16 protein-coding genes and 1 riboswitch are annotated in these 15,543 nt (G+C 73.2%); of the genes, 9 read left to right on the top strand and 7 right to left on the bottom strand.

Translation table 11 applies throughout. The features are described from left to right. Positions 1-11: 11 nt before the first annotated feature. Entirely contained in the window at positions 12-1,280 is a 1,269-nt protein-coding gene (locus tag OG338_RS27270; RefSeq protein ID WP_405939872.1) for an MBL fold metallo-hydrolase, read from the bottom strand. A 306-nt stretch (positions 1,281-1,586) separates the two neighbouring features. Between OG338_RS27270 and OG338_RS27265 the strand changes: the two genes are divergently transcribed. Together OG338_RS27265 and OG338_RS27260 are read left to right on the top strand one after the other, a co-directional pair. Beyond that, positions 1,587-2,795 carry a Glu/Leu/Phe/Val dehydrogenase dimerization domain-containing protein gene (locus OG338_RS27265; RefSeq protein ID WP_405939871.1) on the top strand — a complete coding sequence of 403 codons (1,209 nt, stop codon included), beginning with the start codon at positions 1,587-1,589 and terminating at the stop codon, positions 2,793-2,795. Positions 2,796-2,882: 87 nt separating this feature from the next. Continuing rightward, the gene (locus OG338_RS27260) at positions 2,883-3,473 is read left to right on the top strand and encodes a TetR/AcrR family transcriptional regulator (RefSeq protein ID WP_405940544.1); all 591 of its coding nucleotides are present in this window, start codon (positions 2,883-2,885) and stop codon (positions 3,471-3,473) included. Positions 3,474-3,520: 47 nt separating this feature from the next. Here the strand turns inward: OG338_RS27260 and OG338_RS27255 are convergent, their stop codons facing one another. After that, on the bottom strand, positions 3,521-4,525 hold the full coding sequence (locus OG338_RS27255) for a DUF6745 domain-containing protein (protein ID WP_405939870.1): 1,005 nt from the start codon (positions 4,523-4,525) through the stop codon (positions 3,521-3,523). Between the two features lie 93 nt (positions 4,526-4,618). Next, positions 4,619-4,945: a hypothetical protein gene (locus OG338_RS27250; RefSeq protein ID WP_405939869.1), complete on the bottom strand. Its 327-nt coding sequence runs from the start codon at positions 4,943-4,945 to the stop codon at positions 4,619-4,621. Positions 4,946-5,119: 174 nt separating this feature from the next. Between OG338_RS27250 and OG338_RS27245 the strand changes: the two genes are divergently transcribed. The 6 genes from OG338_RS27245 to OG338_RS27220 are packed head-to-tail and all read left to right on the top strand — an operon-like array spanning position 5,120 to position 11,278. Beyond that, complete coding sequence (locus tag OG338_RS27245) at positions 5,120-6,067, top strand: STM4015 family protein (RefSeq protein ID WP_405939868.1); 948 nt, start codon at positions 5,120-5,122, stop codon at positions 6,065-6,067. Between the two features lie 7 nt (positions 6,068-6,074). Then, positions 6,075-7,049: an STM4015 family protein gene (locus OG338_RS27240; RefSeq protein ID WP_405939867.1), complete on the top strand. Its 975-nt coding sequence runs from the start codon at positions 6,075-6,077 to the stop codon at positions 7,047-7,049. Then, positions 7,030-8,175: an STM4014 family protein gene (locus OG338_RS27235; protein WP_405939866.1), complete on the top strand. Its 1,146-nt coding sequence runs from the start codon at positions 7,030-7,032 to the stop codon at positions 8,173-8,175. The genes OG338_RS27240 and OG338_RS27235 overlap by 20 nt, the downstream gene beginning before the upstream one ends. A gap of 43 nt (positions 8,176-8,218) precedes the next feature. Further along, on the top strand, positions 8,219-9,031 hold the full coding sequence (locus tag OG338_RS27230; protein WP_405940543.1) for an STM4013/SEN3800 family hydrolase: 813 nt from the start codon (positions 8,219-8,221) through the stop codon (positions 9,029-9,031). Continuing rightward, entirely contained in the window at positions 9,028-10,377 is a 1,350-nt protein-coding gene (locus OG338_RS27225) for an STM4012 family radical SAM protein (RefSeq protein ID WP_405939865.1), read from the top strand. The genes OG338_RS27230 and OG338_RS27225 overlap by 4 nt, the downstream gene beginning before the upstream one ends. A 7-nt stretch (positions 10,378-10,384) precedes the next feature. Further along, on the top strand, positions 10,385-11,278 hold the full coding sequence (locus tag OG338_RS27220; RefSeq protein WP_405939864.1) for an STM4011 family radical SAM protein: 894 nt from the start codon (positions 10,385-10,387) through the stop codon (positions 11,276-11,278). A 20-nt stretch (positions 11,279-11,298) separates the two neighbouring features. On the opposite strand, the gene OG338_RS27215 is transcribed toward OG338_RS27220, so the two are convergent. Beyond that, positions 11,299-12,123 (bottom strand): SGNH/GDSL hydrolase family protein, encoded by an 825-nt coding sequence (locus tag OG338_RS27215; RefSeq protein ID WP_405939863.1) that lies wholly within the window; start codon positions 12,121-12,123, stop codon positions 11,299-11,301. Between the two features lie 183 nt (positions 12,124-12,306). Continuing rightward, positions 12,307-13,239: a peptidoglycan DD-metalloendopeptidase family protein gene (locus OG338_RS27210; protein ID WP_405939862.1), complete on the bottom strand. Its 933-nt coding sequence runs from the start codon at positions 13,237-13,239 to the stop codon at positions 12,307-12,309. Between the two features lie 3 nt (positions 13,240-13,242). Beyond that, positions 13,243-13,402: riboswitch (cyclic di-AMP (ydaO/yuaA leader) on the bottom strand. Between the two features lie 421 nt (positions 13,403-13,823). Here OG338_RS27210 and OG338_RS27205 point away from each other — a divergent pair. Beyond that, on the top strand, positions 13,824-14,630 hold the full coding sequence (locus OG338_RS27205; RefSeq protein ID WP_405939861.1) for a tyrosine-protein phosphatase: 807 nt from the start codon (positions 13,824-13,826) through the stop codon (positions 14,628-14,630). A 17-nt stretch (positions 14,631-14,647) separates the two neighbouring features. On the opposite strand, the gene OG338_RS27200 is transcribed toward OG338_RS27205, so the two are convergent. Continuing rightward, positions 14,648-14,824 (bottom strand): DUF6126 family protein, encoded by a 177-nt coding sequence (locus OG338_RS27200; protein ID WP_018100137.1) that lies wholly within the window; start codon positions 14,822-14,824, stop codon positions 14,648-14,650. Positions 14,825-14,867: 43 nt separating this feature from the next. Then, positions 14,868-15,476: a helix-turn-helix domain-containing protein gene (locus tag OG338_RS27195; protein ID WP_405939860.1), complete on the bottom strand. Its 609-nt coding sequence runs from the start codon at positions 15,474-15,476 to the stop codon at positions 14,868-14,870. Between the last annotated feature and the right edge of the window lie 67 nt (positions 15,477-15,543).

Below are 15,543 nucleotides of genomic sequence, written 5' to 3'. Positions count from 1 at the left end.
CCCCTGGGATCTCAGGGCTGGGGTGCCCGGTCGCGGTCCCTGCCGGTGTCCGGCGCGGGAGTGTCCGCCGGTTCGTGGAGCGGTACGTGGACGGGGGGCCAGTTGCCCCAGCCGGGGGCCGGTTCGGCGGCGACGGCGCGCCACCACGGCTCGACGGGCGGCGGATCGGCGGGCTCGAACGGCCGGCCGGGGAGCGGGGCGGCCATGGTGACGCCCACGGACCGGGTGGCGCGCATCGACCACTCGGCGGGCTCGGCCCAGGGGTGCAGCGCGAGGTTGAACGTGCCCCAGTGGATCGGCAGCATGACGCCCGCGCCGGGGTCGTCGCCCTGGAGGTCGAGGTGGGCGCGCACGCCTTCGTCGGGGCTCATGTGGATGTCGGGCCAGGCGCCCGGCTCCGGCATGCTGTCCGTCCGGTCCTTGGCCCAGTACTGGCTGTACGCGCCGATCTGGATCATGGTCGCGTCGAACGGGCCGTGCTCGGCGCCGATGTCCCGGAAGCCGGGGAAGTATCCGGTGTCGCCGCTGTGGTAGATCCGGTGCGCGGGTCCGGCGACGGCCCAGGAGGCCCAGAGGGTGTGCTGCTGGTTGCGCAGGCCGCGTCCGCAGAAGTGGCGGGCCGGGGTGGCGGTGAGGCTGATGCCGGCGACCGTCGTGGTCTCGTTCCAGTCGAGCTCGCGAAGCCGGTCGGGGGCGACGCCCCAGCGCTCCAGGTGTGCGCCGACGCCGAGCGGGACGGCGAAGACCGTGTCGGTACGGGCCAGGGCGCGGATCGTCGGGAGGTCGAGGTGGTCATAGTGGTCGTGCGAGATCACCACCACGTCGACCGGTCCCAGGGCGCCGAGCGGCACGGGGGCCGGGTGCAGGCGCCGGGGGCCGGCGAATGCGAAGGGGGAACAGCGCTCGCCCCAGACCGGGTCGAACAGCACGCGCCGCCCGTCGATCTCGGCGAGGACGCTGGAATGCCCCATCCAGGTGATCCGGAGCCCGGAGGCGGGCGGCCGGGCGAGGTCGGCGACGGTCGTGGCGTGCACGGGCACCGGGGCGGCGGGGGCCCGGAGCGCCCGTTCCTCCTTGCGGAAGTAGACCCGGGCGAACTCCAGGGTGGAACCGGAGGGTCTGATCCGCGCGCCCACCGGGTTCTGGAAGACCCCGTCGGCGAACTGGGGGGAACGGCGGATGCGCTCCATGCGCGCGCCGTCCGGGTCGGCCCCGAAGGCGGCGGGGCGCAGCGCACGCAGCCGGGTGCGGAGCGGAAGCCTGTGGTCAGCGCCGGTCACGGGGTCTCCTGAGGAGTCGGGGTCGTCCCATTATGGACAAGGGGTACGACAGTGCGAGAGCGGAACACCCGGCTGGGTGGTGTTCCGCACCGACCGCCTTGCCCGCGTCGCCGTCCGTACACCTGCCCGCCTCCCGCCGTACCGGCGCGTTTCGGCCACCGGGGCCGCGTGGCGGCCCAGGCCGCGTTGACAGGGGCGCCCCGGCTCCTGATACTGACCGACGGTTCAGTAATGCGGCCGGTGACGCCGGCCCGCGGGACCGCCTGCCCGGGACCGCCCGCCGACAGTGACCGAGGAGCACTTCCGATGACGACGCCTCCGGTGTCCCCGCCCGCCCCGCTCATCTCGCTGACCTGGACCGACCATGCCACCGGCTGCCGGGGCCACCTCGTGGTGGACCGGCTGGTGCGCGGGGTGTCCAGCGGCGGTCTGCGGATGCGCCCGGGCTGCACGCTGGAGGAGGTGGCGGGGCTGGCCCGGGGCATGACGATGAAGGAGGCCCTGCACTTCGACGCGGACCGGCCCGGGGCCCGCTACATCCCGCTGGGCGGCGCCAAGGGCGGCATCGACTGCGATCCGCGCGACCCGGCGGCCTACGGCGTCCTGGTCCGCTATCTGCGGGCGATGCGCCCGTACATCGAGAGCGTCTGGACGATGGGCGAGGACCTGGGCCTCTCGCAGGACCTGGTGGACCGCGCGGCGGCGGAGGCGGGTCTGGTCTCCACCGTGCAGGCCGTCTATCCGCTGCTCGACGACGAGGCCGGGGCCCGGCGCCGGCTGGCCGACGCCTTCGCCCTGGAGGTGGACGGCATCGGCCTGGACGAGCTGGTCGGCGGCTGCGGGGTCGCCGAGGCGGCGCTCGCCGCGCTGGACCGGGACGGGGTCGCGTACGAGGGTGCCCGGGTGGCGCTCCAGGGGCTCGGGACCATGGGCGGGGCGACCGCCCGTTTCCTGTCCCGGGCCGGGCTCCGGGTGGTCGCCGTCGCCGATGTCAAGGGCACGATCGCGAACCCGGCCGGGCTCGACGTCGAGGCGCTGCTCGCCGCGCGGGACGCGCACGGCACCGTTGACCGGGGCGCGCTGCGCGCCGGTGACCGGGAGCTGCCTGCCGACGCCTGGCTGGTCCAGGACGCGGAGGTGCTCGTCCCGGCCGCCGTGTCCTACGCCGTGGACGCGGTGAACCAGGCGGGGATCAGGGCCCGCTGGGTGGTGGAGGCCGCCAACATGCCGGTGCTGCCGGAGGCCGAGACGCTGCTCGCGGCGCGCGGGATCACCGTGCTGCCCGATGTGGTGGTCAATTCGGGGACCAACGCCTGGTGGTGGTGGACCCTGTTCGGCGACATCCGGGCCGACGCCGATGAGGCGTTCGCGCACACCCGGCGGGCGATGCGCGCACTGGTCGGCCTGGTGCTGGCCCGCGCGGCGGCGGACGGCTGCACACCGCGGGCGGCGGCGCACGCGGTGGCCGCCGACCGGCTGCCGGTGATGGCGGAGCGCTTCGGCTGGTACCGCTGACCGGGGCCGCCCGTCCGGCTCCGGTCCGCCCGATCCGCTCCGGGCGGCATTGGTTAGGGTGACCGCGTGGCAAGAGTGCGGTTGGGAGTGGCGGAGCGGCGCGAGGAGTTGCTGCGTGCCGCCGTCGAACAGATCGAGGTGCGCGGTGTCGCGGCCGTGCGGATCGCCGATGTGGCGTCCGTGCTCGGCGTGAGCAACGCACTCGTGCTGTATCACTTCTCCACCAAGGAGAAGCTGGTCGCGGCCGCCTTCGCGCATGCCGCCGAGAGCGATCTCGCCCATCTGCGCAAGCTGCTGAGCCGCCGCACGACCGCCGTACGCAGGCTGCGCGCGGCCGTCCGCTGGTACGCGCCGACGGGCCAGGCCAAGGGCTGGCGGCTGTGGATCGAGGGCTGGGCGGCCTCCCTCCGCGACCCGGCACTGCGCAATGTGGCCGGCGATCTCGACCAGCAGTGGAAGGCCGAGCTGGCCGAGGTCATCGACGAGGGCGCGGCGGCGGGCGAGTTCCACTGCGACGACCCGATGTCCGTGGCCTGGCGGCTGACCGCCCTGCTGGACGGGCTGGCCGTGCAGATGACCTCGTACAACGGGCCGCTGTCCCGGGCCACGATGCTGGAGTGGACCGAGCAGGCGCTCGCCCGTGAGCTGGGCATCGACCACGAGGCCCTGACCGCCTGACCGCGCTCCCTATCCCCTCCCCCCTTCTTCCCGGGTCCCCTCCCCGGTCAGGTCTGCTGAAGCGGCTCGTAGACCTCGCTGTCGAGGCCGAACGTCCAGGCGACGCCCTCCTTCGCGGTCCTGGTCCTGGGCGGGACCCGGAGCCAGTACGTGCGGTGGGTGCCGTCCGGCTCGGGCGTCGAATTGACCACCTCGACCATGACGACGTCCTCGTCACCGGCGAGCGCGATCCGCCAGAGGATGCCCGTCTCGTCGCGGTGGACCGGTTCGGCGCCCGACTCGGTGAGATAGCGGTCGTAGCCGTAGAACTCCAGCATCACGCGGCGCAGCTCCGCGTTCTCCTCGGAGCGGATGCGCTTCGGGGTCAGCGCGGCCAGCTCGTCCAGGAACTCCCGGGGCACGGGCATCCCGCGCCAGGCGTACAGAGCGAAGCCGTCCGGGTAGGAGAGCGCCGGTCCGTCGCCCCGGTCGAGCCGGCCCGCCTCGTCCCGGTGCAGGGCCTCCGGACGCTCGCAGATCACCACGACCCGTTCGTAGGGCCACCACCAGCCCGCGTTCCGCGCCACCGCCGCGAGTCCGTCGAGCCGGTCGCCCCGGCCGTCGAAGGCGGCGAGCCAGGCCGCGTCGTGCTGCCCGAGGACCGCGTCGAGCAGGACCAGGCGCACCCGGGACTCGGCGGCGGTGTCCGCACCGGCGAGGTCGGCGACCACCCCGGCCCGTATCCGCTCGGCGAGGCCCGCCGTGGTCTCCCAGAGCTGGGCGCCGGTGGCCGACCAGAGGGCGGACCAGCCGGCCGGGCCCAGGGCGTCGTACACCCGGCGCCGCTCCTCCGCCCAGGGGCGGGTGCGCACCTCGTCGCGCACGGAGCGCCCCTGGCCGGTCAGCTTCCCGACGGCTTCCACGGCTTCCCTGGGCGAGCCGGCCCAGACGAACTCCTCCGGCTCGGCCAGCCCCGCGCTGCGGTAGGCGAGCCGCACCCCGTCCTCGGCGGCCGCCCGGTCCGCCGCGCCCGTCGCCGCCGCCACGGCCCGCCAAGAGTCCACGTACTGCATCGGTCTTCCCCGTCCCCTGTTCCGCATCGTTTCCGGCCCGGTCCTCCCGGTGCCGGCCTTCAGGTCCTGCCGCCGTGCCCGCCGTGCCGTCGCTCAGTCGGCGACGATGCGGACCGCCCCCGGCGCGTACTCCCGCTGGCGCACCACGCGGAACCAGCCCTGGGGCAGCGGGATCGTCGCGTGCTCCTCGTGCACCACGCGCCCGCCCTCGGGGAGGTGGAGCAGCATCGGGCCGAACACCCCGCCTTCCCGGATCAGCCGGCCGCGGCCCGGCACGGCGTGCGCGTGTCCGGTGACCTCGCCGAGCGCGAGGACCAGCCGGCCCCGCGCGTCGCGCAGTTCGCCCGCCGCCTCCAGGAGGTGCGGGGGCACCGCCGACTCCTCCAGTGGCACGATCAGTACATCGCCCTGCCGGTACACAGACCTCTCCCCTCCGTGGTGGCACCCGGTGTGCCGGCCACATCGAAAACGCTACGGCGGGGGTCTGACAATCGGCCGTCGGGCCGTCCCGGGCGGGGGCGGTCGCGGCATTGTCAGTGGGCCTTGATAGACCTTGCGGACATCAATCCGTCGCCGTCATCAGGAGCTCAGGGCATGTCCGTGGACCACCTTCACGAGTTGCTCGGCCTTCCGGCCGTCGATTTCCAGTCCGGCACGGACGGCGGCCCCCGGCCCGCCGCCGGTGCCGCCGCCTGGCGGGTGTCGATCGACGCCTACGAGGACGAGGGCACCTGGGAGGAGGAGTTCGACGCCTTCCTGGCGGAGGTCGATCCGGCGGGCGTCCGGGCCCTGATCATCGGGCAGTGGGGCGAGTCGTACGAGGAGAAGTCCTCGTATCCGATCGGTCTCGTCATCGCGGCCGCCGACCGGCTGACGTCGCTCGAAGCGGTGTTCGTCGGGGATCTGACGATGGAGGAGGCGGAGATCTCCTGGATCGAGCAGAGCGATGTCACCGCGCTGCTCGACGCCTTTCCCGCGCTGGTGGAGCTGGGGGTGCGCGGCGGCTCCGAGCTGGTGTTCCCGGCGGCGAAGCACGAGCGGCTGCGGGCGCTGACCATCGAGACGGGCGGGCTGCCGCGCGAGGTGGTGCGCGGTGTCCTGGGGAGCGAACTGCCCGCGCTGGAGCGGCTGGACCTGTGGCTCGGCGTCTCGGCCTACGGCGGCGACGCCGATGTGTCGGATCTGGCGCCGCTGCTCGCCGGGACGCGCTTCCCCGCCCTGCACCACCTGGGCCTGCGCAACAGCGAGATCCAGAACGAGATCGCGGCCGCGGTGGCCTCGGCCCCGCTGGTGGCCCGGCTGAAGACGCTGGACCTGTCCTGCGGCACGCTCGGCGACGAGGGGGCGGCCGCCCTGCTCGACGGCCAGCCGCTGACCCACCTCGATGTGCTGGACCTGCACCACCACTTCCTCACCGAGCCGATGGAGCGGCGCGTCACCGAGGCGCTGGCGCCGCACGGGGTGCGGGTGGACCTCTCGGAGCGCTGTGAGCCGTGGGACAACCGGGGCCCGGCGGGCCGGTACGTGACGGTCTCGGAGTGACGGCGCGATGACCGGCATCGATCACCCCTGTTCCTTCCACGGCCTGCCCGTCTTCACCCTGCCGGAGCCGGGCGACGGCAGCCCGTGGCCCGCGACGCCGTCCACGGCGGACGCCATGGCCTGGCGGCTGGAATGCACCTGGGAGGGCCCGGAGTTCGCCGTCGTCTGGCAGCACTTCCTGGAGAAGGTCGATCCGGCGCAGGTCCGTGCGCTGGTGATCGGCCCCTGGTGGCAGGACGACTACAGCTCGCTCGCTCCCGTGGTGGAGCGGATCGCCGCGGACGCGGCCCGTTTCCCGGCGCTGCGCGCGCTGTTCCTCGCCGATGTGGTGGGCGAGGAGTGCGAGGTGTCGTGGCTCCAGATGTGCGACATCACGCCGGTGCTCCGGGCGTTCCCGCTCCTGGAGGAGCTGGTGGTACGGGGTGGTGGCAGCGGGCTGAACGAGGAGTCGCTGGAGCTGCACCCCGTGCGGCACGAGGCGCTGAAGGCCCTGCGCTTCGAGTCCGGCGGCCTGCCCGGGCATGTCGTGCGCGCGGTCGGCGCCTGCGAACTGCCCGCGCTGGAGCGGCTGGAAGTGTGGCTCGGCTCCCAGTGGTATTCGGGGGACGCCACGGTAGCGGACATGGCTCCGCTGCTGTCCGGGGGCGCCTTCCCGGGGCTGCGTCATCTGGGGTTGCAGAACAGCGAGATCCAGGACGAGATCGCGGTGGCGGTCGCCTCGGCCCCCGTCGTCGCGCAGCTGGAGTCCCTGGCGCTGTCGATGGGCACCCTCAGCGACGCGGGGGGCCTGGCCCTGCTCGAAGGCCAGCCGCTCACCCATCTGGACTACCTGGACCTGCACCACCACTATCTCGGCGACGAGGTGATGGAGCGCTTCAAGGAGCTGTCGAAGCGTCACGACGTCCATGTGTACCTCGAAGAGGCGGACGACTGGGACCCGGACGACGAGGACGATTCCCGTTATGTCGCGGTCAGTGAGTAGCGGCCCGCCGCGCCTCGCGGTCGTCGGCAATCCGGGCAGCCGCCGCGTCGCCCTGTTCCAGGACGCGGTGGCCGCCGCCGGTCTGCCCGAGGCTCGTACGGTCCCCTGGCTGGACGTGCTCCGGGACGGGGCGCGCTTCCTGCCCGGGGAGACCGTGCGCATCGAGTCACCCGGCGAGGACGCGGAGGTGGACCGGCTGCTGCGCGGGGCCGACGAGCCGACCCGGGTGGAGGGCTCGGCCCTCTGGTACGCGCGGTTCACCGCCGCCGTACGCGAGGTGGCCCGGGCCGCCGCCGAGGCCGGCGCCCGGCTGCTCGACGGCCCGGCGGACATCGCGGCGCTCTTCGACAAGCGGCTGTGCCACGGGGTGCTGGACGCGGCCGGGGTGCCCGTCCCCCCGTCCCCGACCTCGGGACCGGCCGGGGCGCCGGTGCGCGGCTGGGACGATGTGCGGGCCCTGATGGCCGCCCACCGCATGCCCCGGGTGTTCGTGAAGCCCGCGCACGGCTCGTCCGCCTCCGGGGTGCTGGCCGTGGAGACGGCGGGCGGGGGCCGGATCCGGGCGGCCACCTCCGTCGAGCGGGACCGGGCAGGCCGGCTGTACAACTCGCTGCGGGTCCGCCGGTGCACCACGGAGCGCGAGATCGCGGCGGTGATCGACGCGCTGGCGCCCGACGGGCTGCACATCGAACGCTGGCTGCCCAAGGCCACCCAGCGCGGCCGGGCCGCCGACCTGCGCGTCGTCGTGGTCGCCGGCCGGGCCACCCACGCCGTGGTGCGCACCAGCGCCTCACCGATGACCAATCTCCATCTGGGCGGGGCGCGCGGCGACCTGGCCGGGGTGCGGGCGGCGGTCGAGGCGGCGGGCGGCAGCTGGGGCGAGGCCCTGGCGATCTGCGAGCGGGCCGCCGCAGCCTTCCCGGACACCCTGTGCGTCGGCGTCGATCTGCTGCCCCTGACCGGCTGGCGGCGCTTCGCCGTCGGCGAGGTCAACGCCTTCGGGGATCTGCTGCCCAGGCTCACCGGCCTGCCCGGCAGCGGCGCCGAGGGCCTGGACACCTACGCGGCGCAGCTCGCCGCCGTACTGGACCGAACAAGGAACGACCGTGTCAGCACCACCCCCTGAGTACAGCCCCGAGCACACCCCCGGGCACTGCCCCGACCCCGATATGAGCGAGGTCGTGGGCAGCCACGACCTGCTGTTCGTCACCCTGGACACCTTGCGGTACGACGTCGCGGCCGAGCTGGCCGCCGCCGGGCGCATCCCGAACCTGGCCCGCTGTCTGCCGGGCGGCGTCTGGGAGCAGCGGCACGCCCCGGGCAGCTTCACATACGCCTCGCACCAGGCGATGTTCGCGGGCTTCCTGCCCACCCCGGCCGCGCCCGGGCCGCATCCCCGGCTGTTCGCCGCCCGGTTCGCCGGCAGCGAGACGACGGCGGAGCGCACCTTCGTGTTCGACACCCCGGACCTGGTGTCGGGGCTCGCGAAGGAGGGGTATCGCACGGTGTGCGTCGGCGGGGTGGGCTTCTTCAATCTGCGCGGCCCGCTGGGCTCGGTGCTCCCCGGGATGTTCCAGGAGGCGCACTGGGAGCCGGAGTTCGGCGTCGCCTCGCCCACCTCGTTCGAGGCGCAGGTGACCCGCGCCGAGGAGGTGGTCGCGGCCCTGCCGCCCGAGCAGCGGCTGTTCCTCTTCGTCAACGTCGCCGCGCTCCACCAGCCGAACTGGTTCCACCGGGCCGGGGCGACCCGCGACGCCGGTGACAGCCGCGATACGCACGCCGCCGCCCTGGAATACGTGGACGCCCATATCGGCCGGCTCTTCGCCGCCGCGAGCAGCCGCCGCCGTGCCTTCGCCATCGTCTGCTCCGACCACGGCACGGCCTACGGCGACGACGGCTACACCGGTCACCGGCTCGGCCACGAGTCCGTCTGGACCGTCCCGTACGCCCACTTCTTCCTGGAACCGGGGGCCGTCCGATGACCGTGACGCACACCGCCCGCCCGTACGAGAGCTATGTGTACGCCTATCCGCACAAGACGGCGTACCGTCCGCTGGCCGAGCAGCCGGGCGGGCGGCCCGAGTTGAGCGAGCTGTGGGCGGGGGAACGCAAGGACGCGCTCTCCCTCTATATGCACATCCCGTTCTGCGAGGTCCGCTGCGGCTTCTGCAACCTCTTCACCCGGATCGGCGCCCCCGACGAGCTGACCTCGCGCTATCTCGACGCGCTGGACCGGCAGGCGACGGCCATACGGGACGCGCTGGGCGACGCGGAACCGGTACGGTTCGCCGCGGCGGCGTTCGGCGGGGGCACGCCCACCTTCCTGACGGCGGGCGAGCTGGCGCGGCTGTGCGACATCGCGGAGAAGCGAATGGGTGCCGATCTGCGGTCCGTCCCGCTGTCCGTGGAGACCTCCCCGTCCACCGCGACCGCCGACCGGCTGGCCGTGCTCGCCGAGCGGGGCACGACCCGGATCAGCATCGGGGTGCAGTCCTTCGTGGCGGCCGAGGCCCGCGCGGCGGTGCGCCCGCAGCACGCCGCCGACGTGGACCGGGCGCTCGGCCTCATCCGGGACACCTCCATACCCGTGCTCAACATCGATCTGATCTACGGCATCGGCGGCCAGACCGAGCGGAGCTGGCGCACCTCGCTGGACGCGGCGCTGCGCTGGCGGCCGGAGGAGCTGTATCTCTACCCGCTGTACGTGCGCCCGCTGACCGCGCTCGGCAAGCGCTCCCCCGGGGAGGCCGACACGGACTGGGACGAGCAGCGCCTGCGGCTGTACCGGGCCGGCCGCGACCACCTCCTGGCCCACGGCTACGAGCAGGTGTCGATGCGGATGTTCCGCCGCGCCGACGCCCCGCGCGCGGAGGGGCCCGACGACCACGCCTGCCAGACGGACGGCATGATCGGCCTGGGCTGCGGCGCCCGCTCCTACACCTCGCGGCTGCACTACTCCTTCGACTACGCGGTGCGGATGAGCGAGGTTCGGGGCATCATCGACGCCTACACCGCCACCGCGGACTTCTCCCGTGCCGAGGTCGGGCGGTACACCGACGGGGACGAGGCGCGCCGCCGCCATCTCCTCCAGTCGGTGCTCCAGGCCGAGGGCATGGCCCTGGACGAGTACCGCGAGCGGTTCGGCACCTCGCCGTACGAGGACTTCCCGGATGAGCTGGCCCGGTTCGAGGACCGGGGCTGGCTGGACGCGGAGGCACAGGGGCTGCTGCGGCTGTCGCCGGAGGGCTTGGCCTACTCCGACGCGCTGGGCCCGGAGCTCTTCTCCCCCGCCGTGCGGACCGCGATGGCCGCGTACGAGCTGAAGTGAGTCACCCGTGGACCTGACGATTCTCTACCGGGGGCCGCTCGCCTCCTGCGACTACGACTGCCCGTACTGCCCGTTCGCCAAGCGGCGCGACAGCCGGGAGCAGCTGCGGGCCGACCGGGCGGCCCTCGAACGGTTCACCGCGTGGGTGGCGGCGCAGACCGGTGACCGGATCTCGGTGCTGTTCACGCCGTGGGGCGAGGGCCTGGTGCGGTCCTGGTACCGCGGGGCGATCGTGGAGCTGGCGGGCCTCCCGCATGTGCGCCGGGTCGCGATCCAGACGAACCTGAGCGGGCGTACGCGGTGGCTGGCCGAGGCCCCGGAGCCGGCCCGCGAACGGATCGCGCTCTGGTGCACGTACCACCCGGGGCAGACACCGTACGAGCGTTTCCTGGGCCGGTGCGCGGAGCTGCGGGAGCTCGGGGTCCGGCACAGCGTGGGTGTCGTCGGGTTCGACGCCCATCTCGGCGAGGCGCGGCGGCTGCGCGCGGCGCTCCCGGAGGAGGTCTATCTCTGGGTCAACGCGGCCGAGGGGCACACCTACACGGACGAGGAGGCGGAGCGGTGGACGGCGATCGACCCGCTGTTCCCGTACAGCCGCCATCCGCACCGCTCGGCGGGGCTGCCCTGCCGGACCGGTGAGTCGGTGATCTCGGTGGACGGGGAGGGCATGGTGCGCCGCTGCCACTTCGTCCGGGCGGAGCTGGGCAATCTGTACGACGGGAGCTACCGGCGGGCGCTGGGGCCGCGGGCCTGCCCGCTCGCCGTCTGCGACTGCCACATCGGCTATGTGCACCTGGAGACGCTGCCGCTGTACGACGTGTTCGCGGGCGGGGTCCTGGAGCGCGTCCCGGCGGCGCTGCCGCTGTCCCCGGTCGCCGCGACGCGGTCGCGGGACGACTGAGGACAGCGGACGGGGGCCGGTCAGAGCGGCAGCAGGTCCGGCCGCTTCGGCTCGACGTGGTCCCCGGAGGACTCGCCGCGCAGCCGCCGCCCGATCCACGGGACCAGGTATTCGCGCGCCCAGTGGATGTCGTCGCGGCGGATCTCCAGCGTGCCGCGCGGGGGCTGCGGCGGCCACGGCTGGTCCGGGTCGGCCGGCACGTCGAGGCCGAGGACCTGGGCGGCGCGGAGCGCGACCCGGGTGTGCCCCTCGGGCGACAGGTGGAGCCGGTCGCCGTCCCAGGCGCGCCGGTCCTGCACGGAGCGCAGCGACCACAGGTCGAGGACCGGGCAGTCGTAGCGGTCGGCGATGGCCCGGACGTGGGCGGTGTAGGTGGCGATCTTGCCGCGCAGATGGCGCAGCACGGGGACGCCGCGGGTGTCGAAGCCGGTGGTCACCATGACGGTGCCCACCGACCGCGTGAGGTCGGCGACCGCCCTCTCGAAGCGTTCGGCCACGTCGTCCGGGTCGGTGCCCGGCCGGATGATGTCGTTGCCGCCTGCGCAGAAGCTCACCAGATCGGGGGCGAGTTCCTTGGCGCGGGGCACCTGCTCCTCGACTATCTGGTCGAGGAGGCGTCCTCGTACGGCGAGATTGGCGTAACGGAAGTCCCCGGTCGCCGGGCCGGGCTCCGGGAGCCGGTCCGCGAGGAGTACCGCGAGCCGGTCGGCCCAGCCGACGAACGTTCCGTCCGGGCCGGGGTCGCCGACTCCCTCGGTGAAGCTGTCGCCAATCGCCGCGTACGACCCGATGGCGTCCTGTCGGTCGGTGACGCCCTGTTGGAGGTTGTTCGAATCGTCTGCCACAACCGCATATCCTGCACCCCGGAATGTGACCTACGCGACCGTAATAAGGGGTTGACGGGTGGTGAGATAAACCACCCGGTCAGTTTTCGGTAAAGGGGGAATAAGCAGAGGGACGGCGCACCGCCGTGCGCCGCCCCTCTGTGCCGTTCGGTGACCCGGATCACCGGGCCGGTACCGCCTGGATCAGACGTTGATCCCGTGCGACGCCAGGTAGGCGATCGGGTCGATGTCCGAGCCGTACTCCGGGCCGGTGCGGACCTCGAAGTGGAGGTGCGGGCCGGTGGCGTTGCCGGTGGCGCCGGAGAGGCCGACCTGCTGGCCCGCGGTCACGGTCTGGCCCGCCGAGACGGAGAGCGAGGACATGTGGCCGTACTGGGAGTAGTGGCCGTCGGCGTGCTTGATGACGACCTGGTTGCCGTAGGCGCCGCCCCAGCCGGCGGTGACGACGGTGCCGGAGGTGATGGCCTTCACGCTGGTTCCGGTGGAGACGGGGAAGTCGATGCCGGTGTGGCTGCCGCTGGACCAGTTGGCGCCGGAGGCGCGGTACGCGGTGGTGTGGTTGCCCGGGACCGGGTGGACGTAGCCGGAGGCGTTGTCCTGGGAGGCGGGGGCCTCGGTCTTGGTCTCGGCCTGCGCCTCGGTCTTGGTCTCGGCCTTGGGCGCGGTCTTGGTCTCGGCCTTGGGCGCGGCCTTCGTCTCGGTCTTCGCCGCCGTCTTGGCGGGAGCCTCGGACGTGGTGGCGGCGGGGGCCGCCTTGGCGCCGAGGGTCAGCTTCATGCCCGGGAAGATCAGGCTCGGGTTCCCGCCGACGACCTCGCGGTTGTCCTGGTACAGCTTGTGCCAGCCGCCCTTGAGGTGGTGCTGGGCCGCGATCTTCGACAGGTAGTCGCCGGAGACGACGGAGTACGTGGTGGTGCCGGTGCTCTTCGCGGGCTTGGCCGGGGCGGTGTGCGCGGCGGCCGACTTCGACGTGGCCGGGGCGGACCGCTCCGCGGCGTGGGCACCGGTGGCGCCGAGCAGCGGAAGCGCGATGACGGCTCCGCCGGCGCTCGCGGCGACGACGCCACGGGCGATGGTGCTGGACTTGGGACGGCGGTGCTTACCCGAATTGGGCATGAAGAATTTCCTCTCCGGCGCCTGCGAGGTGAGCTGTCGGGTTCGGGCTGGAGATGCCCGGCCGCGCCTGGCGCGACTTCACCCCTAGCCGTCCGGTCGTCCCGGTCGGCGGCTTACCTGGTTCCCCCGCTCCTGCCACACGGTGAGTGGGTGCGAATTCCGGACGGCGGCAGGATTGGGCGTTCCATCCGGATGGCATGGAACGTAAGCGAGCCGGGACGACGGAAACAAGCCACGCGTTCCGCACCGGATTCCGCACCGGAATTACGGCGCCGAATTCCGGTCACACTCCGTGGATTACGGATCTTGGCATTCCGCGCGGTGCGGGGAGTACCCCGCCGGGGCGTCACCACACACCGTCACGGATATGATCCCGCTCACGAGCAAGTGATCATCCCCCGTACAACCGGGGCAAGTTATTCCCAATCCGGCAATACGGACATGTCGCGGCCGTCGTTCGTGTCAGCACCGGAGCGGGCGGACCGGCGGGTGGCCGAGATGATTGCCCCAGGAACCGATGTCGTATCGTCGCGGTCGTGGGCCCGTCGGCGACACGCGCCGGGGCAGAGCCTCCAGGAGTGACCGTGACGCAGCAGCTGCCGCAGACCCCGCCGACGGAGCCCGTCCTCACCGGCGTCCGCAACTTCCGCGACCTGGGTGGCCTGCCCACCACCGACGGCCGCCGGGTGCGCCGCGGCAGGCTCTACCGCAGCGGTCATCTGGCACACGCCACGGCCGAGGACGCGGCCTTCCTCGGCGGGCTCGGGCTGCACACCGTCTTCGACTTCCGCAACGCGGCCGACCACAAGCTGGACGGCCTGGACATCGAGCTGCCGGGCGTACGGAATGTGAGCATCCCGCTCAGCGACCCGGCGGACGGCGCCGAGTTCTGGCGGATGGTGCGCGACGGCGACCTGGCGCAGCTGCGCTCGATCCTGGCCGACGGCAAGGGGACGAACCGCATGGTCGCCTCGTACCGCTCGATCATCCTGGAGCGCACCGCCGAGCACAGCCGGGTGCTGCACGCCCTGGCCGAGGACAGCGTGCCGGCCCTGATGCACTGCGCGGCCGGCAAGGACCGGGCCGGGCTGTCGATCGCGGTGACGCTGCTGGCGGTGGGCGTCGGCCGGGAGGCCATCGAGGCCGACTACCTCAAGTCGAACGACGCGCACCGCCGCTACCGCATCCGGCGCAGCGACACCTCGGCGGCCGGGATGTCCCCTGAGGTGCTGGAGCTGCTCAATCCGCTCTTCGGCGCCCAGCCCGACTACCTCGCCGCGGCCTTCACCACCATTGACGAGACCTGGGGCGGCACGGACCGCTATCTCACCGAGGGACTGAAGCTCGCCCCCACCACCCGTGAGCAGCTGCGCGAACGGCTCCTGGACTAGGGCCGAGACGGACCGGCCTACTGGTTGTGCATGCCGACCGCGAAGAGCAGGTACAGGAACGCGGCGATGACGTGCCCGGCCACCAGGTAGGCGAAGAGCCGGATCACGAGTCCGCGCGGCATCTTCTTCTCCTGGCTGTCGGCGCCGGGGCGCGGGGCCGGGGTGAGCGGGTCGTAGTGCTCTGAATCGGACATGACTGGCCTCTCTGGCTGCCGGGGGTCCGGCGGCGGAAACGTCTCAGCCGCGGTGGACCCGGCCGCCGAGGCACAGGTCGGCGGCGGGACTCTGCAACAGGGTGTGGACGAAGAGCAGCTCGGCGCCCTCGGGTTCGGGGGCGGCGATCCGGTGCGGGGTGAGCGAGTCGAAGTGCGCGCCGTCGCCGGGCGCGAGGTCGTGCACGGTCTCGCCGAGCGTCACCCGGAGGCGGCCGGTCAGGACGTACAGCCACTCCTCGCCGGGGTGGACACGGACCAGGTCGCCCTGGGCGCCGTACGGAACGCGGACGCGCAGCGCCTGCATCGCCCGGCCGGAGCCGCCGGCCTGCTGGTACAGCCAGCCGTCGGCGGCCGCGCCCTCGAAGGGGCGGCCGCGGATGATCGCGTCCCGTTCCGGGGGTGTCTCGCCGAGGAGCTCGGAGACCGTCGTACCGTAGATCCTGGCCAGCTGGAGCAGCATCGGCAGCGAGGGCTGGCGCCGGCCCGTTTCGAGCCGGGAGAGGTGGGCGGGCGAGAGCCCGGCCCGCTGGGCCGCGGTCTCCAGGGTGAGACCACGGCCTCGGCGCAGATCGCGCAGGCGTGGCGCGACACCGGGCAGCTCACCGGCCGCCAGGTCGTCCGGAGGGTTCATGCCTCCATTGGGCCAAACACTTTCCCCTGAGGCAAATTTCTTGCCTCAGGGGCAAAACTCGGGGGCG

The sequence above is a fragment of the Streptomyces sp. NBC_00726 genome, from assembly GCF_045161735.1.
GTDB lineage: Bacteria > Actinomycetota > Actinomycetes > Streptomycetales > Streptomycetaceae > Streptomyces.
The sequence above is the reverse complement of the archived record's forward strand: the minus strand, read 5'-3'. Positions and strand labels throughout refer to the sequence as shown.